This is a genomic window from Flavobacterium piscinae (assembly GCF_004122145.1).
Taxonomy (GTDB): domain Bacteria; phylum Bacteroidota; class Bacteroidia; order Flavobacteriales; family Flavobacteriaceae; genus Flavobacterium; species Flavobacterium piscinae.
Genome location: NZ_SBKQ01000001.1, coordinates 125,786 through 149,233 on the forward strand (window position 1 = coordinate 125,786; position 23,448 = coordinate 149,233).

The following is a 23,448-nucleotide window of genomic DNA, read 5'->3' on the forward strand; positions in this document are numbered from 1 at the left end:
TCTAAAATACTAAAAAATCAATTTTTTAGTTTCAAAATAGTATACTGTATTTTCCGGTAAAATAGAAGATAATAAATTCTATTAGGATTCTTAAACTAAAAAAATTAAATTTGTTTATCAACCAGACCAAACTTCATCATATGAAAAAGCTACTATATTCTCTATTTTTTGTAATGATTGTAACATTTTCAACTGCTCAGGATTCAATTCAAAATAAAAGCCAAGCTTCTATGAATGGAACATTGGATAAGCAATTTGATTATGTGGTTCAAAAATCAAATAATTTTCAAGAATATAAAGTTGTAAAACGAGATTTTCTTACCATTTTAAAACGCAATAGTCTTGATTCAGTCAATCGATTCAAAACAGAATTAGCAGATTTAAAAGCTGAGTTTACTAAACATACTACAACTATTCAACAGCTAAAAGATACATTAAAAACCACTCAAGTAGAACTGGATAAACTTAAAATAGCACAGGATAATGTTTCTTTCCTTGGGACACCGGTTAGCAAGGCAAATTACAACATGATTATGTGGGGAATCGTTTCGGTATTATTACTCATTTTAGTTGTCTTTTTATTTCAATTAAAAGGAGCAAAATCCATCGCAAACGATGCGAAACATAACTTGGATAAATTGGAAGATGATTTTGAAGAATACAAACGAAAAGCCTTAGAAAAAGAACAAAAATTAGGTCGTCAATTGCAAGATGAAATTAATAAACAGAAAAAATCATCTAAATAATTAACTTCCCACATTATTCGGATTATAGCCCATATACGGTACTTCCTTGTCTTTAAAGATTACGCCAAATAATTCTAATTCTTTTAGGATAGGTTCATAAACTTCTTTTTTAATAGGTAGTTGTACACCCGGGGTTGTAATGTTTCCGTTCAAAATTTGAAGCGTAGCAATAGCAACCGGTAAGCCAACCGTTTTAGCCATTGCTGTATACGTTTGATCATCGCCTAAACATACCATCACACTATCAATTTGTTTTTTCTTGCCCTCAATTTCATAGCCAAACTTGTGGTACATCACAATCATGTCTTTATCTTCAGGTTGAAGAGCCCATTTTTCAGCCAAAATAGATTCTAGGTATTGGGCAGGAGTAGCGTTTTTTATACCGGCTTTTTTGATGCTGTTAAACAAATCCAATTCTTCAAATTTATCCCAAATCACATCATCTTGATCAATTTTTAGGTAATGACGTAATTTCAATTCCACTGAATCCGAAGGATGATAAGGCAAAAAGGCATTGGTAAAATCACGATAACTCATGTTTTCTGAATTTTCCATCGGATAACTATCATCGGTCATTCCTAATTGAACTAACATATCCCACGCTTTTGAATATCCCACTCTTCGTAAAGTACCACGGTACATGGTTAAAATGTCATCCAGGCTATAAACACTTCTATATTTTAAAGAATCACGGTTAGCATAGCCTTCAAAGCGACCATATCCTTCAACTTCTAAAAATTCGGTTCTGCGAAACAATTTATTGTATGGAATGTATTTGTATTTTCCTTCTTGAATAAATTTTGAAACGCCTCCTTGGCCTGCCAAAACTACATTTCTGGGATTCCAAGAGAATTTATAATTCCATAAATTCGTGTCGCTCTCCGGAGCTACTAATCCGCCACAAAACGACTCAAATTGTATCATTTTTCCGCCTTTTGCTCTAATTTCATCTATGATTTTCATAGCACTCATGTGATCAATTCCAGGATCGAGACCAATTTCATTCATGAAAATTAATCCTTTTTCTTTTGCTTGACCGTCTAATTCTTGCATTTTTGAACTAATGTAGGACGCCGTGACCATGTGTTTGTTGAATGCAAGACAATCTTCTGCAATTTCAATATGTAAATGAGCCGGTAGCATAGAAATCACAATATCAACTTTTTGAATTTCTTTCTGACGTTGCTCAACATTGACGATGTCCAGTTGGATGGGAAAAGCATTAGGATGATTATTGGTCTTTTTCTGAGCCAGTTCCAACGATAAATCTGCGATGGTAAGCTTTAGATTTTCCGATTCCGATTTATTTAAAAGGTATTTTATTAAGGAAGAAGCGGAACGACCGGCACCAATAATCAATATATTTCTCATGTTATTTTTCTATAAAAATCACACAAATGTAGTCAGATGTTATATTCCTAACAAATTTTGCAGTGTTAATTCCATTTGAGGATGAAAAATAATTCCGTAATTTTGATAATTATAGAAAAAATGAATAGAAAAATTATACGGATTGCTTCGGCTTTAGGAATGATTGCAATCATCTTGGGAGCATTTGGTGCTCATGCTTTAAAATCAGTTTTAAACGAAAATGAATTAGTGAGCTTTGAAACGGGGGTTCGCTATCAATTTTATCATTCTTTATTTTTATTATTTGTAGGAACAACCGTTTTGTTATCTGATAAAATAAAAAAAATCATTTTGACATTGGTAGTAATTGGCGTTCTGTTTTTTTCGGGTTCTATCTATTTATTAGCCACAAACGATTTAACATCGGTCGATTTTAAGATTATTGGACCAATTACCCCAATTGGAGGATTGTTATTAATAGGTGCCTGGGCAACGCTATTTTTGAATATTCTCAATCAAAAAGGATAAATTTTCAACAAATTAGCAATTGTAAAGATTTAATTTTTACTTTTGCCAAATATTTAAACACAACTAAAGGGTAAATTTATGGAAACATACGCTCAATTTACGAAATCGATTTCGTTAGAAAAATACGGAATTAAAAATACACAAGAAATTGTTTATAATCCTTCGTTTGAATTTTTATACGAAGAAGAACTAAGTGCTAAACTTGAAGGATATGAAAAAGGACAATTGTCAGAATTAGGAGCGGTTAATGTAATGACAGGTGAATTTACCGGAAGATCGCCAAAAGACAAATATATAGTAGAAGATGAGGTGACTAGAGATACCATTTGGTGGAACTCTCCCAAAGCACCAAATGATAATAAACCTATTTCGCAAACAACCTGGAATGCCTTAAAAGAAACAACAGTTAATCAACTTTCAGGGAAAAGGCTATTTGTAGTGGATGCTTTTTGTGGTGCAAACGAAAATACTCGTTTAAAAGTCAGATTCATCATGGAAGTGGCTTGGCAAGCACATTTTGTGAAAAATATGTTCATCCGACCAACGGAACAAGAATTAGAAAATTTTGGTGAGCCTGATTTTATAGTAATGAATGGTTCTAAAACTTCTTTCAAAAACTATCAAGAACACGGATTGAATTCTGAAGTTTATATTGCTTTCAATTTATCCGAAAAAATCCAAATCATTGGCGGAACTTGGTATGGTGGCGAAATGAAAAAGGGGCTTTTTTCGATGATGAATTATTATTTACCACTGCAAGGAATTGCTTCCATGCATTGTTCTGCAAACAAAGGGAAAGATGGTGATGTAGCAGTTTTCTTTGGATTGTCAGGAACGGGAAAAACAACCTTATCAACTGATCCAAAACGCGAATTAATTGGTGACGACGAGCACGGTTGGGATGACGAAGGTGTTTTTAATTTCGAAGGTGGATGTTATGCAAAAACCATTGATTTAAGCAAAGAGAACGAACCGGATATTTACGGAGCTATCAAAAGAAATGCCTTGTTGGAAAATGTAACTTTAGATGCTAATGGGAAAATAGATTTTAAAGATGGTTCTGTCACACAAAACACGCGTGTTTCTTACCCGATTAATCACATTCAAAATATTGTAAAACCGGTTTCAAAAGCAGGTCATGCAACCAAAGTGATTTTCTTAACGGCTGATGCATTCGGCGTTATGCCACCTGTATCTAAATTGACTCCTGAGCAAACCAAATATTATTTTCTTTCCGGATTCACAGCTAAGTTAGCCGGTACCGAAAGAGGTGTAACCGAGCCACAACCAACTTTTTCAGCTTGTTTCGGAAAAGCATTCTTATCGCTTCATCCAACCAAATATGGTGAAGAGCTTGTCAAAAAAATGGAGCAATATAAGGCAACGGCTTACATGGTGAACACAGGTTGGAACGGAACTGGAAAAAGAATTTCTATCAAAGATACCAGAGCAATCATCGATGCTATTTTGGATGGTTCAATTGAAAAAGCAGAAACCAAAATAATACCAATATTTAATTTTGAAGTGCCAACCGCTTTGCATGATGTAAATCCGTCAATTCTAGACCCCAGAAATACCTATTCAAATACAGGGGAGTGGACAGAAAAGGCTACTAATTTAGCAGGCTTATTCATTAAAAACTTCATTCAATACACCGACAATGAAGAAGGACAAAAATTAGTGAAGTCCGGACCTCAATTATAATTTTACACTAACTAACCAAACGAAAAGAGTCACGCAATTTTGTGGGACTCTTTTCAATTTAGTTTAAATGTAAATTATTTATCTTTATTCGTTTTGGCAATATATTTTTCCAACGCCATAGTCATAGAGGGAGCTTCTGGTGAAGGAGCCATAATATCAACACGCAAACCGTGTTCTAATGCTTCTTTTTGTGTAGTACTGCCAAAAACGGCTATTCTAGTATCGTTTTGTTTAAAATCGGGAAAGTTTTTAAAAAGCGATTTAATACCGGTAGGACTGAAGAAAGCCAATACATCATAATAAACATCAGCTAAATCGGTCAAATCACTCATCACTGTTCTATAAAAGATACCTTGTGTCCAATTCACTTTTAACCCATCCAATGTTTGTGGGATATCAAAATTTAATTGATCAGAAGCGGGCAATAAAAATTTTTCTTCTTTGTATTTTTTAATTAATGGAGATAATTCAACAAAGTCTTTCTGACCTACATAAATTTTGCGTTTTCTGTAGATTACATATTTCTGCAAATAAAAAGCAACCGCTTCCGATTGGCAAAAATATTTTAAATCCTCAGGTACTTTGTATCGCATTTCCTCTGCCACTCTAAAAAAATGATCCACAGAGTTTCTACTGGTTAAGATGATGGCAGTGTAATTGTTTAGGTCAATTTTTTGACTTCGAATCTCTTTAACCGGAACACCTTCGACATGAATAAAGGGTCTGAAATCGATTTTTACTTTATGCTTTTGAATAAGCTCAAAGTAGGGAGAATTTTCTACTTTTGGTTCTGGTTGTGACACCAAAATTGTTTTCACTTTCATATCGAAATTTGTTGTAAAACTAACGTCTTGTAAACCAATAATACATAAAATAGTAGGGGGCTATTTCAAGGGCACAAAGATACAAAATAAAATAAAACATCTTACTTATTAATAAACTTTGATATGATTTTAATGAAATTAGATAGGTTAATACGTTTGCTATCAGCATAATCAATACAATTCCGTAAATGATAACGTTTGAATATACATCATTATAATACAAAATTATATTAACCGGTAAGATGAGTAAACCAATAAAAGTGCGGTAACTTACTTTTTGAAGATTAAATTGCTCCATAAAATCTTCAATTTTAAATGACGTGGCAATAATTTTTTCGACTAAGTATTTGGAAAGAACGAATACCCCCAACAATGTAATTATCTGAATGTATTTTATCCAATCGGTTTTGGAAGCCAATCCAAAATAATTTAATAAAATTAATATGAAAAAGGCAAACGATATCAATTGAACAAAAAACAAACTAATTGTAAACCAACTCAACATGTGGGATGGATCTTTGTAAATTTTAATGTATTTATCCGTTACAAATAGTTTTAAAAATTCATTGAAGCGAACTTCAAAAAAAGTTTTTGTCAAAGCAATTAAAACAAAACATAGGACAAACAAAACGGTTGCCCAATCTTTACTATCCAGTATTCGTTGTTCTAGTGAAAAGTCCATATTTAGTCTGTAAAATTACTATTTTTTTAATTCAATTACTTTATTATAATTTTATTATGAATCAACGTTTATAAAAAGTTTACTTTTGTCTTGAAATTTTGTCTTTTTATGAATAACGGATTAGTAGTCATTCCAACCTACAACGAAATTGAAAATGTTGAAAGTATTATTCGGGCTATTTTTGCTCTGAAAGAACCATTTCATGTGTTGATTGTGGATGACAATTCCCCAGACAAAACCTATGAAAAGGTAGAGATTCTTCAAAAAGAATTTCCTACTCAACTTTTTTTACAAGTCAGAGAGAAGAAGTCCGGATTAGGAACGGCTTATGTGCACGGATTCAAATGGGCGTTACAAAATAACTATGAATTTATTTTTGAGATGGATGCCGATTTCTCTCACAATCCTCAAGACTTAGTGAAATTGTACGAAGCTTGTCACAACGGTGAAGCAGATATGGCTATCGGTTCAAGATATGTTCGCGGTGTAAATGTTGTCAATTGGCCATTGAGTAGAGTATTACTCTCCTATTTTGCTTCGGTTTATGTAAAAATAATTACCGGGATGAAAATTCATGATGCCACAGCCGGTTTCATTTGTTATCGAAGAGAAGTACTTGAAAAAATAAATCTGGACAAAGTTAAATTTGTGGGTTATGCATTTCAAATCGAAATGAAATACAGAACCTACTGTAAAGGTTTTACAATTAAAGAAGTTCCTATTATCTTTACAGATCGAACAAAAGGACAATCGAAAATGAGTAATTCCATTATAAAAGAAGCGGTTTTTGGAGTAATTTCATTACGTATAAAAAAATTATTTAATCGATTATAATCGAAAAGAAGATGAAAAGGATTTTAATAAAAAATGCCAAAATTGTAAACGAAGGTAAAATTTTCGAAAGTGATTTGTTGATTGAAAATCAATTTATTAAGGAAATTGCCGATAGTATTAGTGCCAAACCGGAATACAAAGTAATTGATGCCGAAGGAAATTTTTTGATTCCGGGAGCCATTGATGACCAAGTTCATTTTCGTGAACCCGGATTAACGCACAAAGGGGATATAGCTTCAGAATCCAAAGCAGCTGTTGCCGGAGGAATCACATCGTTTATTGAACAACCCAATACGGTTCCAAATGCGGTTACACAAGAATTATTAGAACAAAAATACCAAATTGCCGCAGAAACGTCGCATGCCAATTATTCGTTTATGATGGGGGGAACCAACGATAATTTGGAAGAAATATTAAAAACTAATCCCAGAAATGTTGCCGGAATTAAGCTTTTTTTAGGCTCTTCTACCGGAAACATGTTAGTAGACAATGAAGAAGTGTTGGAGAAAATATTTTCTTCAACTAAAATGCTGATTGCGGTTCATTGTGAAGATGAAACCACAATTAGAAATAATGTTGAACTTTATAAAGAAAAATACGGCGATGATATTCCGGTAAAGTATCATCACTTAATTAGAAGTGAAGAAGCTTGCTATCTTTCTTCTTCCAAGGCAATTGCTTTAGCTAAGAAAACAGGTGCTAGACTACATGTTTTTCACCTTTCCACTGCAAAAGAAATGGATTTATTTACCAATAAAATTCCTTTAGAAGAAAAACAAATTACCGCGGAGGTTTGTATCCATCATTTGTGGTTTACCGATGCCGATTACGAAACAAAAGGAAACTTTATCAAATGGAATCCGGCGGTTAAAACAGAAGCAGATCGAACAGCACTTTGGCAAGCATTGTTGGATGATCGAATTGATGTGATTGCCACAGATCATGCTCCGCATACGTTAGAAGAAAAAAAGCAAGTTTATACAAAAGCCCCGTCGGGTGGTCCTTTAGTACAACATGCTGTTGTAGCCATGTTTGAAGCTTACCATCAAGGGAAGATTTCAGTTGAAAAAATTATAGAAAAAATGGCACATAATCCGGCCAAAATTTTCAAAATTGAAAAAAGAGGATTCATTAAAGAAGGGTATTATGCCGATTTGGTTTTGATTAATCCGGCAATGCCTTGGAATGTAAAAAAGGAAAATATACTTTATAAATGCGGATGGTCTCCTTTGGAAGGAACCAATTTTAAATCGAGAATTACCCACACCTTTGTTAATGGTGAATTGGTTTATCAAAATTCAAAAGTAAATGATACCAGAGCGGGAATGCGATTGCTCTTTAACCGATAAAAATATGAAGAATACTGTTTTTTTAGTGATTAGTTTCTTTTTTATGTTTTCATGTAATCAAGAAAATATAAAAAAACCCAACAAACTTATTGAAGAGGAAATGATGATTGACATCATTTATGATATTAGTATTTTAGAAGCTATAAATTCAGTTAATCCGGGAAAGTTAGATGAGTATCAAATAGATTCTCGTCAGTACATATTTAAAAAATATAAAATTGACAGCATTCAATTTGCTGAAAATTCGGCCTACTATGCTTCAGACTTAAAAAAATTTAAAAAAATGTATGAGAAGGTTGAAAACAGAATAGTAGAAAATAAAAAGTTAGCAGACTGTCTTCGAATAAAAAACCAAGAAGTAATTAATAAAGCGGCGATAGAATTACGAACTTTATCAAAAGATTCATTGAAAAAGACTATAAAAAAAGAAGCTAAAGAGTTTTTGAATAAGCAAAAGTAACCTTTTCAACAACTTTTTTTATGGGTTGAAATTCAAAATTCAACCTATTTTTTATTTTTTCATTTGAATAAATTGCAGTGGTGTGGAGTGATTTAGCAGTAGCTCTTGAAAACTTCCTTTTTTGAAAAAAAATTGTTGAAAAAAACCAATCCAATCGCCAGGCAATCGAGGTCATCCATGGTTTTGCGAGCATAGTTGGTTTTTTGATTTTTAATCCATTAGCAATCCAAAATATCAACTCTTTGAAAGTAATATTTTCACTGATTACAGTAAATCGTTCCCCTGTAATATCACTTTTCATAAGCAGATGCATCACCATCACAACATCTTCTACACACACAAATCCGGTTGAACCATTGGTGTAAAACGGAATTTCTTTTTTCACTTTCGTAAAAATCTCACCACTACCTGAATCCCAAAAACCAATCCCTAAAATTACTCCCGGATTTACGATTACACAGGGTAAACCTTCTTGTTCGGCTCGCCAAATCTCCATTTCGGCACCAAATTTTGAGAGAGCATAATCACTGTGTGGTTTTTCCGGATTCCATTCAGTTTCTTCTGTAATCACACTTTCATTTTCTTTCAAATCACCCAAGGCAGCAATTGAACTTACATAACAGAATTTTTTCACACCAAATGCCAACGAACAATTCACCATATTGGCAGTTCCTTCAATGTTTATTTTGCGAAGGTTTTCTTCTTCCACACTATCAAACGAAATGAGTGCCGCACAATGATAGACATAATCGATGTTTTTAAATGCTAATTCCAAGGAGGGAATGTCGTTTACATTACCTGTAAACCATTCAATTTGATAGAATAAATCACTGTAATTAAGTTGATTAAAAAGTTTTTTTGTTTTTAGAATGCTTTTTTCATTGCGAAATAAAGCCCGAACTTTTTCGCCTTTTTGAAGTAAATGAAGTAATAAATGTGCCCCAACTAAGCCGGTTCCTCCTGTGACTAAATTCATAAAACAAAGATAAATGTTTCTGTGCTACATTTTCAAATTATCGAATTAAAACTATCTTTGCCAAAATTATTTGTGAATGAAAAATTTAGTAGAAGAATTACGTTGGCGAGGATTGTTTCACGACATGATGCCGGGAACAGAAGAGCAATTGCTAAAAGAATCTACGACAGCCTATATTGGTTTTGATCCTACTGCCGATTCCTTACACATTGGAAGTATGGTCCAAATTATCTTGTTGGTTCACCTCAAAAATTTCGGACATCAGCCTATTGCTTTAGTGGGTGGAGCTACCGGAATGATTGGCGATCCATCCGGAAAATCAGATGAAAGAAATTTATTAGATGAAGCGACTTTAAATAAAAATGTGGAAGGAATCAAACGTGTTTTGTCCCGTTTTTTAGATTTTAATTCAACGGATGTGAATGCACCAATTCTAGTGAATAATTATGATTGGATGAAGGATTTTTCGTTTATCGATTTTGCACGTGACGTGGGTAAACGAATTACTGTGAATTATATGATGTCCAAAGATTCGGTAAAGAAACGTTTTTCAGGTGATGGGGAAGGAATGTCGTTCACAGAATTCACGTATCAATTAATTCAAGGCTACGATTTTTATCATTTACATAAGCATTACAACTGTTTATTGCAAATGGGAGGTTCCGATCAATGGGGAAATATCACTACCGGAACAGAATTGGTTCGACGATTAAACGTTAACACCGAAGACGAAGGAGCCAAGGCATTTGCATTGACTACACCATTAATCACCAAAGCTGACGGTTCTAAATTTGGAAAATCGGAAGGTGGAAATGTATGGTTAACAGCCGATAAAACTTCTCCGTATAAATTCTACCAATTTTGGTTTAATTCTTCGGATGAAGATGCAGAAAAATACATTAAAATCTTTACCTTTTTAGATAAAGCGACGATTGAAGATTTGATTAAAAAGCACAGACAAGAACCCCATTTACGTTTGTTACAAAAAAAATTAGCGGAAGAAATTACGGTTTTTGTACATTCAAAAGAAGAATATGAAAAAGCAGTAAAAGCATCTAACATTTTGTTCGGAAATTCCACTTCAGAGGATTTAAAGCAATTGGATTCGCAAACTTTTTTAGATGTATTTGACGGAATTACACAAGCGGAAATCTCAAAATTAGATTTGGAAACCGGAATTGGTATTGTAGATGCTCTATCAGCAAAATCAGGCTTTTTATCATCCAATAGTGAAGCTAGAAGGGCATTAAAAGAAAATTCAATTTCAGTGAACCGAGAAAAAGTATCGGAAGAGTTTTCTCTTTCAACAAATGATTTAATCAACAATGAGTTTATCTTGTTACAACGTGGAAAGAAAACGTATTTTATTTTACGAGCAGTTTAAACTTGAAACCTGAAACAATTTTAAACCACCATCAAATTACATCCCCGAATATCACTATTATCAAAACGTCCCAACACTTCAAACGAATGGTTGGGATATTTTTTACCTAGATCTTGCGTGGCAATAAAGGAACAAGAATTGATGTTGGCCAAATCGATCACGTTGATACCACCTGTTTTTCCATAATCCACATACGTCAGTGCATCTTCGGTATCTCGAATGATAACAGACATCCAAGGCGGACATTCAAAAATACCATTGCCTAACGAATAGGCTTGCGATAATAGTTCGGTCATGCCGTATTCGGAATGAATGTATTGTACACCAAAACCGTTGCATAAAATAGTATGTAATTCTTCTCGGATGATTTCTTTGCGTTTGCCTTTCATTCCGCCGGTTTCCATGATGATGGTGTTTTTCAATTGAAAGGATTGTTTCTCAATCAAGTCCAAAAGAGCATACGTTACACCAATTAAAAGTACATTCTGCCCGGAAGAATCCAATACGATAAGCGTATGAATTAATTCATCATAATTATTCAAATAAAATCCGCTTTCAGGATGATTTGAGCCTTCAATCAAATCATTGACCATATAGATTAACGACGAACCATCTCGTTCTAAATAGGAGGGAAGCAAAGCTAAAATCACATAATCTTCAATATTACCGTAAAATTGTGAGAAAGCATTCTGGAAACTCTGTTCGTATAAAGTTACATCTGTAACCAAATGTTTGCTTGTCAACGTTCCGGTTGTTCCGCTACTGGTAAATGTCTCTTGAATCGGGTTGGTAGAGCTTAAGATATCATGACTTTTAAAAAACTGTATTGGCAGAAACGGAATTTCTGCGATTGATTTCACATTGGATTTATCTTTTTTCAAAAGCGTACAAAAACCCTGATAGACTTTATTATTGTCATATTGATGCCGAAAAACTTTGAGTGTTATTTTCTCAAATTCTTTTTGACTGCTGATAGAAAATATAGCTGGATAGGGATTCATTGATGCAAAAATAGTGAACCTATTTATGTTTCTCTAAAACTTACAATAATAGTTTACATAAATTAATCTTCTGAGCAAAATAGATTCTAAGAAGATAGAATTAATAATTTAAAGAATATAAAAAGACTGAGGCTACTTATCTTTTCAAAGTAAAATGACCTTTGTGAATTTTTCCATTTTCACGCTTAACTATAAACCAATAATCTGATGAGGGCAACAAAACGCCGTTTGATGTGCCGTCCCAGCCAATAGAATTACCAAAAAATGTTTTTAATAATTTACCATATCGATCAAAAATTAATACTTCTAAAGAAGGTTCGCTATGTCCTTGAAAGATTTGCCATGAATCATTATAGCCATCTCCGTTGGGGGTAAAAAAATAGGGATACATTAATATTGATATTGTTTCTTTAATGATGCCGCAACCCAAATTATCTTTTACATATACAACATATTCTCCGGATGACAAATTATAAAAAATTGGTGAGTCCTGAAAATTATTACCATCCAATGAATACGAATGATTGCCGTTACCTGACATAAGAATTTCTATGGAATTATTATTCAGAGTCCAATCGGATATAATTATCTGATCAATAACTTCACTAGTTACACTTGTTACAAAAAATTCTAGAGTTGAATCACAGAGAATATTGCCATAATTCTTGAATACAGTAAGTTGATAGTTACCAGCTTGGGATACATCAATTGTAGACGATGTTTCACCGGTTGACCAGAGATAAGCGTCAAAACCAGGAGGAGACTCAATTGTGATAACACTGTTGTCACAAATTGTATATTCGGTTTGTAGATTTACTTCAGGATTAGGAAATATTTCTATATCAAATGAAGAAAGAGAAAAGCAACTCTGGTTTATTTGATTCGTTACACGAACATATATAGTTTGAGGATTAGTTGTTAAAGTTAAATATTGTGTAAGTGCATTAGAATTTAATGTAGAATCTTCTAATGTTGAATGATAACTGACTAAGAATTCAGTCGTAGATTGTCCATTCAAAATCTCCTCATTTTTTTGCGATAAATCAAAACTTAAACTAGTGTAATCATTACTTCCACATTCATACCAATCTGATATTCCATGAATTATCGGTTTTCTTACAACTCTAATAGTAAAATATGAAATAGAATAACATAAAGCGTTCTGAAAATTAAAAACTCTTACATAGATTGTTTCTGATGGATTTGAATTAAGATATGGTGAAGAAATGGCATTACTACCCAATTGAGCATCTTCAAGGGTTTGATGGTAAGAAATGCCAAATATAGCAGGGTCTAAAGTGCCCAAGATTTCAGTATTTTTTTGTGTTAAATCAAAATAATCGGTGTTTGTATAAGGAGCCTCTTCACAAACAACATAATCGGTTGGAGTTGTTATGTTTGGTTGCAGAAACCAATTTATTTCAAATGATTGAATCACAAAACAGGTTGGATTTTGCCGATTAATTATTTTTGCAAAAAAGATATTCTGACCATTTGTCAAAAAATAATCATCGGGCAATTGATTGCTGTTTTCTGATGCGTTCGTGTAAGAGCCGAAGTAGAGAACAGCAAAAAGAGAAGGGGATTGGCTACCCAATAATGAGGCATCATTTTGCGATAATTGATAACTCGAATTGTTTGAACAAATCGACTGAGAAGCTATTGCTGTTGATGTTGGAACAGTAAAAATAGTAATGCTCTTTGTTTTAGTAATAACTCCCTCTGCACCAACAGCTGTAACTGTCACAATATATGAGCCTGCTGTTGTATAGAGGTGAGAAGGATTGATTTCACTAGAAGTAGAGCCATCTCCAAAATCCCAAAATGCTGATGAAATGGTTTGATTTGAGTTTAAATTAAAATTGGTATTTTCCCCCAAACAATTGTTACTTGCAATAATGGAAGCATTGAAAAAAGAGGTTATAAAAGGAGGCAATCCCAATTGCACTAATTTTCCTGATGCAAGTTCTTGACCCTGTTGTATATAATTACAAGCTGTTCCTAAGTTATCAGGATTATTAATTACTCCCAAAGAATTTTGATAACCGGTCGCACAATAAATTTTGTTGTTGGGAGCTAATTGTAATGCAAATAAATGGTTAGCTTCATCAAAAATAATTTGTTTCGTAGTTTCTGGATTAGGTTGTGTTAAATCAAACTGAGCTAACTCCATCATCGGCGAAGTTCCTATTCTGTAAGTAGCATACAATCTTTCCGATGACGGTGAAAATTCAATACCATATCCTTGAATATTGGGCAAAATAGGTAAATAGTTGGAAATAATTCCTGTAGCTATATTAAAATCAAAAAGTTCCACACTTCCTGTGCCATAGGAAGATAGTCCGGTTTCAATGCCGTTTTGTTGATGAGCAATAACAATTTTTTCACCGTTAGGGGAAGCCTTTAAATATCCTATTGCATTTCTTCGATAACCAGTAAGTTCTTGATTAGAGCCAATAGTTGAAATAACCGGGGTTGTTGAAACACCGTATTCATCTACTTTAAAGGCATAAAATTTATTGACAAAGTGGGTTATTACCCAATATGAGTTATCGTTTTCATTTTTAACAGCTGTAATTTTTTCAGAACATTTATATTTTATTTGTTCTCCGTTGGGGTTAGTGTCATAGGTTATTAAGTGTATGTTTCGGGTTACAACATCACCTAAACTACCATTACTACCATTTATTGAAAGGTCAATTAAAGAATAATTAAAACCATTGTTTTTCCCATCATCTGAGTTAGGTACATTTCCGCTTCCTGTTTCTGTATAATTACCCGAGAATACAGCGGGGTAAACTAAAGCATTTTCATGATGAGGTTCATCAACCGTGAAAATATAATATTGATTTGTATAATTTGGTCTGGGAATAATGATACCGGATTGAGTGCTAGATGGATCACCAAACAAGCCGGTTCCTTCAAAATAGTTACCATTAGGCATAACCACATGATTTCTGTCCCACACTGTTCTACCATCCGTGTAAAAAAGTAAGTTACCGTTAGCGTCTGAAATGGTACTACAACCTTCGTCGGTATAGAGTAATCCATCAGACAAAGGCAAGACACTCCCGTCAGAAAGAAATTTTAAACCCGCATTATGTCCAAAATACCACGTAGAGGCTTCTCCTTGTGCAGAAGAAGCCAGTGTATATAGAAAAAACAGCATGCATAGTTTACTTCTCATGCTTCATTTCAAATCATTAATTTCTAGAAAAAATTAGACCTTTTGCGGTTTCTAAGTTGTTTTCAACTTGACCAAAATATTCAACTTCTGCATAATCAACACGCAGGGCATTTCCTTGTAAACTATAGGTGCCTTCATAGTGTGTGTAGCAGCTGGATAGTGTATATCCTTGAACTTGAAAATTTTGACAATTGGTTTGCACGTAAAAATCACTACAATTTTCTGTGTCCCAATGTAAAAAGTCCATGATTCTGTTGGATTGAAAATCTGCATAGTCTTTGTTTGCAGGGCACATGTGAACATAGTCTTCAATAGAACCATCGGCTTTGATTACTTTATCAAAATACCAAATGCCTTTGAATCGCTCATTTTGAAAATTAATGTAAGATAAATCATTTCTAGGGTCATACTCTTCATTGTCCTTACTGCATGAGTAGGATAAAAGTATAGTGGCTAAAATTAAAATTGTTTTTTTCATTTTGGTTGTGCTTTTTAATTATTTTTTGTTGACTTAAACTCGAAAATAAGCGGACAGAAATAGACATTGTTCAACTTTCTATTTTGATATTCATAGCTATTCTTCTTTTGATATATCTACATCTTGATTAATTTTATTTTTAAAATGAAACTTTTAAAATAATTGTAACTCAATGGTTTTGATAAAGTATCTTCTTTAATATTACAAATGTAATATCTTAAAATTTTCTTTGATACTTTTTTTGGACTCATAGAATATATAGTGTCTTCTGAAAAAATATATATTTGTCATCAAAACTAGCACTTACTGCTTCACTGTCAATTACAAACTGATTCTCTTTAACAATACGATTTTGTCTTCCTCCTTCATAACTAAACATATAGTTATTTGGTAATTCTTGTTCTGTATCACTTAAAGGAAAATTACATGATACAAAAGTAAGAATGATTATAAATATTATTTTTTTCATAGCAATTATTTTAAATTCTAAATCCATGAGCTGTTTGATGATATGTGGACACAGGAGGAGGACAATAACGTATTGTATTTAACCCTCTAAAGTTAATTTGATATGGGTTCCTTTTCCTACGAAATACCTACCGATTGCATTTGCAGTATTTCTTAATGGTTTACTCCAAAAAGAACCATCTTGATTAAAATCATAAGTTTCAGACATTATAGCTACTTGATTATTGCCTTTATATTCAACCCATATTCGTCCATAAACCCTTCCATCCTTAGAGGCTGTTAATGTTTGATATAAATATTTTTGACCTTTTACCATTTTACTGGGGTCAATAAAATTTAAGTCAACTTTTGAAGCATCCACAGTTAAGGGATCTCCATTTCCATTTACCCACCAATCGTTACCCTCTTCTAAGTTAAGTTTACCATCTGCATCCGGTCGTTTAAGTTGAGTTTTTTTTGGTAGATCTTTCTTATACATCGCATTATTCAACCTAATCAGAATTAACTCTGATGTATACCCTTAAATCTCTTAAATTAGAATCTTAAAGACAATTAACCAAATTTCAACTAAAGATTTAATCATCTGTTATAAATATTTCAATAGGGTTAGAATGAAAATATTTTATGAATCTTTATAGTCTTCACCAAGATATTTTCTTACCTGACTTTCATAAATTTTTTTCGTAATATCTTTTTTATCCAACTTTATTTTTAAATTATCTAATTGTTTGTGATATAAAATTTTTTTAATTTCAATTGGATTTATGTTTTCATAGCTTAGTTCAAGTACTTTTTCTATGATATTCTTAAAATCAGAATCTGAAATATAGTTTAAGTCTACTATAAAAAAGTGAAATAAAAACCCATATTTATCAAACAATGAATCTTCAAATGAAATATCATTATCCTCTTCATACACGAAAGCAGTTGCTATAAGCCATGCAAATTCTTTACTATATAAGTTATCTTTAATTTTAGAGAAAACCTCTCTTATATTTTTAAAAAAAATTTTCATAATTTAAAGTTTATTTATGTATTCTCTTGTTCCATTATACCAAACCTTTAACCGTCCGCCTAGTGCATTAAATTCTCGATGCAAAAACTTGTTTGAAGCATTATATGTATCATGAAACCATTGAACAGTTTTACCTTGCATATTCAAATATTTTGTATAAATTGTTCTTCCATTAGTTCCTGTAACTTCCGTCGTATATTTCCAATATTTAGAACCAACTTGTTCTACTTTCTGAATGGCACCGGGGTATTTACGAGCCATCTTCATTAAGTATTTAACTCCTTTAATTGGCCCTCCCCCTCCTATTAACTCAAATGGTCCAGATGATGCATAAACAATCCTCTCTTGTTGTAATGATACTGTATATTCCTTAGTAAGTTTTATTTCAGTTTTATTTTTTGTTGGTGGATCTGTATCTTCTAATCGATTATGCATCGCATGATTCAACCCACTCACAATCAACCCCGTCACCGCCCCTTGCCAGAAATTACCTTTAGTAAGAGCTGCACCGGCACCACCAGCCAAAGTTCCAAAGGTTAAAATCCCAGTTGTAGATTGTCCAAATTTTCCACCTAAACCACTCCATTCTGTTCTAGACATGGTAAAGTCACCATTATCTCGAATACTATCACCACCACTCCATAGCGAAGCTGCCAAGCTACTTAAAGAACCACTGGCAAACCCTGTCATAAAATCACCTCCTTGAACACCAGACATGATACCTTGAAATGTGCCGTGAGCTAAGCTCTGTACTGCAGTGCGGGTAACTAAATTAGTAATAGTTGAAGTTGCCTCTCCAATACCAAAAGTAACAAGAGAACTAAACGCTCCTATGGCTGCAGATTTAATAATGCCTCCTGCAGTAAAAGGAACATCAGCTGTTAAAGCTGTTATGGTATACGTTAATGCTGCAATTGCTGCTCCTATAATTACTGCCGTTCCTAGAGCTATTTCTTCACCGCTTGGGTCAATATATTTTAAAGGATTGTTAAGAACGTAGCCATAACGGTTAAAATTTTGCGTGTTGCTCGGGTCTTGAATATAATTGTCGGGCGATAAAAACCGTCTTACTTTGGCATCATACAACCTACCGTTCATGTGTATGAGTCCTACACCTTGCAAATGTTCATGGCCTGTGTATCCCCTATCTAAAACGGCAAAGGTAGTAAGGTTATTGTTATTTTGGTCTTTCAAGAAAACAATATTTCCCCAAGCATCAAAATGTCTTTTCTCGACCACTTGACCTGCTGCATTGCTCACGGCCATTATACTGCCCAAGTAGTCTCTGTGTAAAAATAAATAATTTTGAGTGATTCCATCGCTTTTTAGTAGTATAGGTGCAGAGTATCCATCTCCACCAATATACATGGTTATATCAACAACGTTGGAATGAATATTTCTTTTAATTTCCATTGTACCGTCAGCAGAATAGTGTTTTCGATAAGCTCTATAATTTTTATCTTTTATCAAATCACCATAATACATGGTGCTTCGCGTTAAAAAGGGGTTATAATCAAAGTCAATGCGTTCTTTCCCTTGTTCATAAATGCTAACCGGACTTTTGAATGCGTTGTATGAAATTTGCTGTAATGGTTTATCAGAGTAATAAGACACGCCTGCAGTTGATAAATTTACTTTTGTTGCCTGATAAGGTTTGGCAGAGGTTTCATAAGCATAATTTCCATTTGAGTTTTGCGTAATTCTACCCTTATTGTCATAATCTTGTTGCTCTGTTTGTCCCTGTGCGTTTGTAAAATGTGTTAATCGTTCTAAGCTGTCATATTGAAAAGTTTCATTCCAATTAAACATGCTGTTGCTTCTACTTTCTAACAATCCTCTTTGTGCATTAAAGTTGGTGGTTAATGTTAGAAAGGGTGTTGGAGATGAATTACTACCATTGATTGTTCTATAGCTGGAAGTTAAAGGAAGTCCATAACTATCATAGGTGTTTGAAACCTGACCAACTGCATTACCATAATGTCCTGTAATAAGTTGACCTCTTGCATTAACAGCATCAATCTGCCATAGCATGGCATTGGTAGCATCGTCTAAAATTTGCCAATGATAACCGTTTAAATAGGTGTTTTTAATCCATTTTCCACTTGATTTTCCTGTAGCAATATCGGTTGCCAAGTTGTACTCACGACTCACTCGACCATAATCGTCATACTCATATCTTTTTTCAAAATAGGATTGTGGATTAGATTCAGTTTGTTTTTGAAGTCGATGATTGCTATCATAAAAATATTCAGTGTAATATGATGCACCGGTGATATCTGAACCATCAATTAAAGTCAACTGTTTTAAAGGGTTGTAACTGTAATGAATTTCACTGTATGTAAGATCGCCTTGAATATATTTGGCTTCAATTCTCCCTGTAGGAGAGTAATAATAATCTGTATTCCCTTTTGGAGTTATTTCCTTGGTAGTTTCTCCATACACGTTATACTCATATTCATAAATTCCCGCAGATGGGTCTGTTAACTTCTTTTTTCTTCCCCAACCGTCATACTCCATTGATAAAGTTACCCCATCAAAAGTTGACGTTTTTAGGTTGCCGTTTGCAAAATAGGTATAATTGATAACCCCACCGGGGTCAACTGATTGTGTCGTGTGACCATTAGCATTTTTTGTACTGTTTTTACTTACTGTACCATCATTCGTTAAAACTGTTAATCCGGTGTAGGTAATGTTTGTTGTAAGACCTGTGAATGAAATTTCTTGTTTCAAACGTCCGTAATCATCATAGGCCAACGTTGACCATTGACTTGGATTGTTTCCAAAATAAGGTTCACTAACTCCTGTTTTTCGATTCAAAAAATCGTAGGTGTCAGAAGTATAACTCCAAACCCCACTAATATTACTTTTTCCTTTTTTAATTACACGCCCAATAATATCCATTTCAATCATGCTGGCACTACCATCATCTCCAAGTGTACTCGTTGTAAAAGTAGAACCGGATTTTGCATAGGAATAATTTATACTTTTTCCTAAATAGTCGGTAACTTTTGTTCTCTTTCCCCAATTATCATAAATACTTGTAGTGGTTTGTCCGAAAGGATTTGTTTCACTTAAAACTACACCATACAAAGGATGATAAGTATTATAGGTGGTAATTAAGCCTTCGATATCTTTAACTGTTTTAATATAGCGTTCAGAAGTATCATAAGTGTATTCGGTTGTTCTGCTTGCAACTGTTGGTATTGCACCCGGAGCATTGAGAATCTTTTTCTTTAAATTTCCATTTGTAAAATACTCATAGGCTTCAGTTAGGTAAACATTATCCGTATTATTAGCTTTACTTTCCTTTTTGGTTAACTTATTATTGGTATAGGTATATTTTTCTTCTGTAGAAAAGGTATCATTATAAGCAGAAATAGTAGTGTTTACTTGCGTTAATCTACCAATGTAATAATTGCTTCCTGTTCCTGTTGGGTTATTCTCAAAGATACTGTTTGTAGTAGTAGTTCCTTGAAGTGTATTTTGATTCAGATAATTTTTGGTAATCACCGTTTCCGGCAAAAGATAAGGTGTTGAATAAGTATATAAAATTTCATTCTTTACATTTGTCAGAAAATCAATAGTAGTTTGAGAATTTAAAACAATATTAAAAACATTCCCTGTTAAATAGTGATTAAAATTATTGGTTGTACTGCTAATGATTCCTGACGGGTTTCCCGAATTAACAAATGTAAAAGAACTTCCGGTGGTTCGCAATTGTGAATACCTCCTTTGTGTAGCTCCTCTCCAAATTGGGTTGTTCTCTTCAACAGACCAAATTCTTTTAGAACTAGGCGAGACATACCAAGCACTCCGAGCTGTTTTTCTAAAACCAATAGCCCCAATGCCATCCATGTTTACTACCAATCCATGGTATCTAAAATCTTGTTTCTTAATTACACCCATAGCAGTATTTTTTAGCTCCGATACTACTTTAGAGGTGGGTATTCTTTTGAGTTCTACTAGTGGATAGTTAACAGCATCTCCTGAAGAATAAAATTGACTTAATGTTCCTAAGCCATTTGTACCGGGTGAATCAGGCTCCAAAGATTTATAACTTATTTCATCTACAATATTCCCTCCGGAAGATGTAACTTTTTTTAATAAGATTTCATCTGCAAAATTTTTATTGAAATTAATGTAGGTAATTCGATTGTCATGATTTCTAATCATTACTATTTCTCTATTTAAACCTTGGAATTTATAAGAGGAAACTATGGGAATCGTTAAATCAGGTGAATCGCTATCATGATTTGATGGTGAGGTATAATCTAATGGAAATTTAGAGCCTGAAATAGTTGTATTTCCTATATTGTTAACATAAGTTTTAATCTCCCATTGCGTATTATGATCATTAATTGTCCAATCAGGTTTATAATATTTTCTCCAAACTCTAACTAAATCAGATTTTCCGTCACCATTAGTATCTAAAGAATAGTAATTGTTAAAATGTGTTTGGGTGTCAAAATGATTTCCTGAATTTGGCCAATATTCAACAATGGTATGCGATTCTTTAGTAAAAAATGAACCCCCGTTGGGTTTTGGGTTACTATAATAAATATGCCATTGTGCATCATTTCGTTGAGCATTACTGCCATTTCCATTTGAAATCATTAAGTCAACTTTTCCATCACCATTATAGTCACCTATTAATATTTCTTGTTTGTAAAGGCTAATTGTATTTGAAAGTTCATCGAAGAATCCGGAACCTAATAGATTTGTGTAAGCATAATTTGCTGTTTTAATTATTTCAACAATCTTATAAGAATTTCCAGTAATCTCTAAAATATCTGTTTTACCATCGCCATTAAAATCAAAAAAGTATTTTTTCTGTAAATAGTTTGTGGTTGACAAGTGAGTGCTTTGCAAAAGAAAATATCCTGGTGTGCCAATATTTGTAGACTGATTTTGATCTAAATCAACTATATAATATTGAACATTCGATTGTGCTGTTAGTGTTATAGGACAATCTGCCGGATTAAAAGTATAGGGTTGGCTAGGGTAAAAAGGTTCAATAAAAGCTTGATAAGTTTTAGGTTGAATTGCAAAAAAAAATCTCACTGACGCCATTTCCATCAAAATCACCTTCATTGAATCTAACTTGTCGTGTTGTCGGGTAAATGCCATTTGAGTTATTTTGATAATGCATTAAACATTGAATAGAACCACTTGTTCCACTATTAGTAGATATGGGTAATGCAACGGTACTAAAATCAACAGCTATAGTTTTTGTAAATTCATTAGTAAATGAAGTGCCATTAAGATTAAATACTTTTAATTCAACATTTGTATTGTTAATTTTGTTAACTAATACTATTGAATTTTTTTGGTTCAGTTTATTATCATTAGTTAATGTTGTAACTGATAGTTTTGTAATAGTTGGGGTTGAGGGTAAATAAGTAATATCTCCCCCATTTTGATTAAGAAATAAATTAGTATAAACTTTAGTATCGTCTACAAAATCTAAGCGACCATCACCATCAAAATCTCCTGAAATATCGATTGAACCTAAATTCAAATTATTATTATAAGTTCTTAAGTCTTCAGTATCAACATTACTTGACGTAACATCGTCATATTCAAATTCAATAAGGTTTGCCGGTTCTTCTGCTCCATTATATTCTTGAATTTCTACAACTTTTTCGTAAGCTAGTTGCATATCTGCTTCATGCCTAATTTCATATCTCCGAAACAAGTTAGTATTTGTAAAAACCTCAATTTTTTCCAATAATTCTACTTTCTCGTGCTTTATTCCTTTTATAAATACATTTTCTGTTCTTTTAGCTAGTTTATAACTAAACTTTATTTCATTTTGTGGTGTGATTCCTGATACGCTGTTCGCACTAAATTTTATTTCAGAAATACATAAACTTTTATTAAATGGTTTTGAATAGTGGTAAGTTATGTAATTACCATTTACATCTTCAAAACGAGTTATATAAAATGCAGTTAAATCAGTTGCATTCATTCCGCCAAAATTTCCATACCATGCTCGAGACCCATCTGGATTTGTAACAATAAAATAGGTAGTAGAACCACTGCCTACTAATTGTACTTTAGAGTTTGATTTTGTCTCTGTTTCATAAGTTGAACCATTAGCCCAATAGGTTCCACTTGTTAAAATTAGTCTTTGACCATCAAGGGCGAGTTTATCGTTTGTGTCAAAATCTACACCATCGATAAAGCCATCAATATCTTTTCTTGTAGCAATTCTACTAATTACAGAAATAGAATTGATTGACCAACCAATTCCGGCAATTCCCCCCATTTGACCGGATGAATAAACAAGATTTATTGTTGGACCTACCTCTTGAATACTTGGGGGTAGAGCAATAGGAACAGTGTATACAGATTGCCCCGAATTAGATATCTCTAATTTTCCTTGTGTATCATGATAATTTTGCCCGATTATAATTTGACTAAAAAGTAAAGCAACTAACAAGTAATAACTTTTCATAGAGT

Annotated in this window: 19 protein-coding genes; 7 read left to right on the plus strand and 12 right to left on the minus strand. The window is 33.2% G+C overall.

Features of this window, described 5'->3' with window-relative positions; translation table 11 throughout:
* Window positions 1-140: 140 nt before the first annotated feature.
* Window positions 141-746 carry a tRNA (guanine-N1)-methyltransferase gene (locus EQG68_RS00480; protein ID WP_129462827.1) on the plus strand — a complete coding sequence of 202 codons (606 nt, stop codon included), beginning with the start codon at window positions 141-143 and terminating at the stop codon, window positions 744-746.
* On the opposite strand, the gene EQG68_RS00485 is transcribed toward EQG68_RS00480, so the two are convergent.
* Window positions 747-2,117, minus strand: a complete 1,371-nt coding sequence (locus tag EQG68_RS00485; protein ID WP_129462828.1) for a saccharopine dehydrogenase family protein — start codon at window positions 2,115-2,117, stop codon at window positions 747-749.
* Between the two features lie 120 nt (window positions 2,118-2,237).
* On the opposite strand from EQG68_RS00485, the gene EQG68_RS00490 reads away from it, so the two are divergent.
* Together EQG68_RS00490 and pckA are read left to right on the plus strand one after the other, a co-directional pair.
* Window positions 2,238-2,624 carry a DUF423 domain-containing protein gene (locus EQG68_RS00490; RefSeq protein ID WP_129462829.1) on the plus strand — a complete coding sequence of 129 codons (387 nt, stop codon included), beginning with the start codon at window positions 2,238-2,240 and terminating at the stop codon, window positions 2,622-2,624.
* A gap of 78 nt (window positions 2,625-2,702) precedes the next feature.
* Window positions 2,703-4,328 carry a phosphoenolpyruvate carboxykinase (ATP) gene (pckA, locus tag EQG68_RS00495; protein ID WP_129462830.1) on the plus strand — a complete coding sequence of 542 codons (1,626 nt, stop codon included), beginning with the start codon at window positions 2,703-2,705 and terminating at the stop codon, window positions 4,326-4,328.
* A 74-nt stretch (window positions 4,329-4,402) separates the two neighbouring features.
* Here the strand turns inward: pckA and EQG68_RS00500 are convergent, their stop codons facing one another.
* Both EQG68_RS00500 and EQG68_RS00505 read right to left on the minus strand, forming a co-directional pair.
* Complete coding sequence (locus EQG68_RS00500; RefSeq protein WP_129462831.1) at window positions 4,403-5,152, minus strand: uroporphyrinogen-III synthase; 750 nt, start codon at window positions 5,150-5,152, stop codon at window positions 4,403-4,405.
* A 19-nt stretch (window positions 5,153-5,171) separates the two neighbouring features.
* The gene (locus EQG68_RS00505; RefSeq protein WP_129462832.1) at window positions 5,172-5,834 is read right to left on the minus strand and encodes a DUF4271 domain-containing protein; all 663 of its coding nucleotides are present in this window, start codon (window positions 5,832-5,834) and stop codon (window positions 5,172-5,174) included.
* A 108-nt stretch (window positions 5,835-5,942) separates the two neighbouring features.
* On the opposite strand from EQG68_RS00505, the gene EQG68_RS00510 reads away from it, so the two are divergent.
* The 3 genes from EQG68_RS00510 to EQG68_RS00520 are packed head-to-tail and all read left to right on the plus strand — an operon-like array spanning window position 5,943 to window position 8,477.
* A complete protein-coding gene (locus EQG68_RS00510) occupies window positions 5,943-6,668 on the plus strand; it encodes a polyprenol monophosphomannose synthase (RefSeq protein WP_129462833.1) in 726 nt (241 codons plus the stop codon).
* 11 nt (window positions 6,669-6,679) lie between these two features.
* The gene (locus tag EQG68_RS00515; RefSeq protein ID WP_129462834.1) at window positions 6,680-8,017 is read left to right on the plus strand and encodes a dihydroorotase; all 1,338 of its coding nucleotides are present in this window, start codon (window positions 6,680-6,682) and stop codon (window positions 8,015-8,017) included.
* A gap of 4 nt (window positions 8,018-8,021) precedes the next feature.
* Entirely contained in the window at window positions 8,022-8,477 is a 456-nt protein-coding gene (locus EQG68_RS00520; RefSeq protein ID WP_164975352.1) for a DUF4296 domain-containing protein, read from the plus strand.
* On the opposite strand, the gene EQG68_RS00525 is transcribed toward EQG68_RS00520, so the two are convergent.
* Window positions 8,449-9,453: an NAD-dependent epimerase/dehydratase family protein gene (locus EQG68_RS00525; protein ID WP_129462836.1), complete on the minus strand. Its 1,005-nt coding sequence runs from the start codon at window positions 9,451-9,453 to the stop codon at window positions 8,449-8,451. The genes EQG68_RS00520 and EQG68_RS00525 overlap by 29 nt on opposite strands.
* A gap of 76 nt (window positions 9,454-9,529) precedes the next feature.
* Here EQG68_RS00525 and tyrS point away from each other — a divergent pair, with 76 nt between their 5' ends.
* A complete protein-coding gene (gene tyrS / locus EQG68_RS00530; RefSeq protein ID WP_129462837.1) occupies window positions 9,530-10,837 on the plus strand; it encodes a tyrosine--tRNA ligase in 1,308 nt (435 codons plus the stop codon).
* 20 nt (window positions 10,838-10,857) lie between these two features.
* Here the strand turns inward: tyrS and EQG68_RS00535 are convergent, their stop codons facing one another.
* The 8 genes from EQG68_RS00535 to EQG68_RS00570 all read right to left on the minus strand — a co-directional run bounded on the left by EQG68_RS00535 (window position 10,858) and on the right by EQG68_RS00570 (window position 23,443).
* Window positions 10,858-11,838 carry a LuxE/PaaK family acyltransferase gene (locus EQG68_RS00535; protein WP_129462838.1) on the minus strand — a complete coding sequence of 327 codons (981 nt, stop codon included), beginning with the start codon at window positions 11,836-11,838 and terminating at the stop codon, window positions 10,858-10,860.
* A 136-nt stretch (window positions 11,839-11,974) separates the two neighbouring features.
* The gene (locus tag EQG68_RS00540) at window positions 11,975-15,025 is read right to left on the minus strand and encodes a T9SS type B sorting domain-containing protein (protein WP_129462839.1); all 3,051 of its coding nucleotides are present in this window, start codon (window positions 15,023-15,025) and stop codon (window positions 11,975-11,977) included.
* 16 nt (window positions 15,026-15,041) lie between these two features.
* Entirely contained in the window at window positions 15,042-15,503 is a 462-nt protein-coding gene (locus EQG68_RS00545) for a hypothetical protein (protein WP_129462840.1), read from the minus strand.
* A gap of 247 nt (window positions 15,504-15,750) precedes the next feature.
* On the minus strand, window positions 15,751-15,972 hold the full coding sequence (locus EQG68_RS00550; protein WP_129462841.1) for a hypothetical protein: 222 nt from the start codon (window positions 15,970-15,972) through the stop codon (window positions 15,751-15,753).
* A 78-nt stretch (window positions 15,973-16,050) separates the two neighbouring features.
* Entirely contained in the window at window positions 16,051-16,449 is a 399-nt protein-coding gene (locus EQG68_RS00555; RefSeq protein WP_129462842.1) for a hypothetical protein, read from the minus strand.
* A gap of 144 nt (window positions 16,450-16,593) precedes the next feature.
* Window positions 16,594-16,986 carry a hypothetical protein gene (locus tag EQG68_RS00560; RefSeq protein ID WP_129462843.1) on the minus strand — a complete coding sequence of 131 codons (393 nt, stop codon included), beginning with the start codon at window positions 16,984-16,986 and terminating at the stop codon, window positions 16,594-16,596.
* Between the two features lie 3 nt (window positions 16,987-16,989).
* Window positions 16,990-22,113 (minus strand): RHS repeat-associated core domain-containing protein, encoded by a 5,124-nt coding sequence (locus tag EQG68_RS00565; protein WP_129462844.1) that lies wholly within the window; start codon window positions 22,111-22,113, stop codon window positions 16,990-16,992.
* Complete coding sequence (locus EQG68_RS00570; RefSeq protein ID WP_129462845.1) at window positions 22,019-23,443, minus strand: SpvB/TcaC N-terminal domain-containing protein; 1,425 nt, start codon at window positions 23,441-23,443, stop codon at window positions 22,019-22,021. The genes EQG68_RS00565 and EQG68_RS00570 overlap by 95 nt, the downstream gene beginning before the upstream one ends.
* Between the last annotated feature and the right edge of the window lie 5 nt (window positions 23,444-23,448).

What these genes read in the sequence shown, in the direction of transcription:
- EQG68_RS00555 (WP_129462842.1), bottom strand. Translation starts at nt 16,449, where the DNA reads ATGTATAAGAAAGATCTACCAAAAAAAACTCAACTTAAACGACCGGAT.
- EQG68_RS00550 (WP_129462841.1), bottom strand. Translation starts at nt 15,972, where the DNA reads ATGAAAAAAATAATATTTATAATCATTCTTACTTTTGTATCATGTAAT.
- EQG68_RS00490 (WP_129462829.1), top strand. Translation starts at nt 2,238, where the DNA reads ATGAATAGAAAAATTATACGGATTGCTTCGGCTTTAGGAATGATTGCA.
- EQG68_RS00515 (WP_129462834.1), top strand. Translation starts at nt 6,680, where the DNA reads ATGAAAAGGATTTTAATAAAAAATGCCAAAATTGTAAACGAAGGTAAA.
- EQG68_RS00565 (WP_129462844.1), bottom strand. Translation starts at nt 22,113, where the DNA reads ATGGCATTTACCCGACAACACGACAAGTTAGATTCAATGAAGGTGATT.
- EQG68_RS00570 (WP_129462845.1), bottom strand. Translation starts at nt 23,443, where the DNA reads ATGAAAAGTTATTACTTGTTAGTTGCTTTACTTTTTAGTCAAATTATA.
- EQG68_RS00480 (WP_129462827.1), top strand. Translation starts at nt 141, where the DNA reads ATGAAAAAGCTACTATATTCTCTATTTTTTGTAATGATTGTAACATTT.
- EQG68_RS00560 (WP_129462843.1), bottom strand. Translation starts at nt 16,986, where the DNA reads ATGAAAATTTTTTTTAAAAATATAAGAGAGGTTTTCTCTAAAATTAAA.
- EQG68_RS00545 (WP_129462840.1), bottom strand. Translation starts at nt 15,503, where the DNA reads ATGAAAAAAACAATTTTAATTTTAGCCACTATACTTTTATCCTACTCA.
- EQG68_RS00485 (WP_129462828.1), bottom strand. Translation starts at nt 2,117, where the DNA reads ATGAGAAATATATTGATTATTGGTGCCGGTCGTTCCGCTTCTTCCTTA.
- EQG68_RS00520 (WP_164975352.1), top strand. Translation starts at nt 8,022, where the DNA reads ATGAAGAATACTGTTTTTTTAGTGATTAGTTTCTTTTTTATGTTTTCA.
- EQG68_RS00505 (WP_129462832.1), bottom strand. Translation starts at nt 5,834, where the DNA reads ATGGACTTTTCACTAGAACAACGAATACTGGATAGTAAAGATTGGGCA.
- tyrS (WP_129462837.1), top strand. Translation starts at nt 9,530, where the DNA reads ATGAAAAATTTAGTAGAAGAATTACGTTGGCGAGGATTGTTTCACGAC.
- EQG68_RS00540 (WP_129462839.1), bottom strand. Translation starts at nt 15,025, where the DNA reads ATGAGAAGTAAACTATGCATGCTGTTTTTTCTATATACACTGGCTTCT.
- EQG68_RS00535 (WP_129462838.1), bottom strand. Translation starts at nt 11,838, where the DNA reads ATGAATCCCTATCCAGCTATATTTTCTATCAGCAGTCAAAAAGAATTT.
- EQG68_RS00510 (WP_129462833.1), top strand. Translation starts at nt 5,943, where the DNA reads ATGAATAACGGATTAGTAGTCATTCCAACCTACAACGAAATTGAAAAT.
- EQG68_RS00500 (WP_129462831.1), bottom strand. Translation starts at nt 5,152, where the DNA reads ATGAAAGTGAAAACAATTTTGGTGTCACAACCAGAACCAAAAGTAGAA.
- pckA (WP_129462830.1), top strand. Translation starts at nt 2,703, where the DNA reads ATGGAAACATACGCTCAATTTACGAAATCGATTTCGTTAGAAAAATAC.
- EQG68_RS00525 (WP_129462836.1), bottom strand. Translation starts at nt 9,453, where the DNA reads ATGAATTTAGTCACAGGAGGAACCGGCTTAGTTGGGGCACATTTATTA.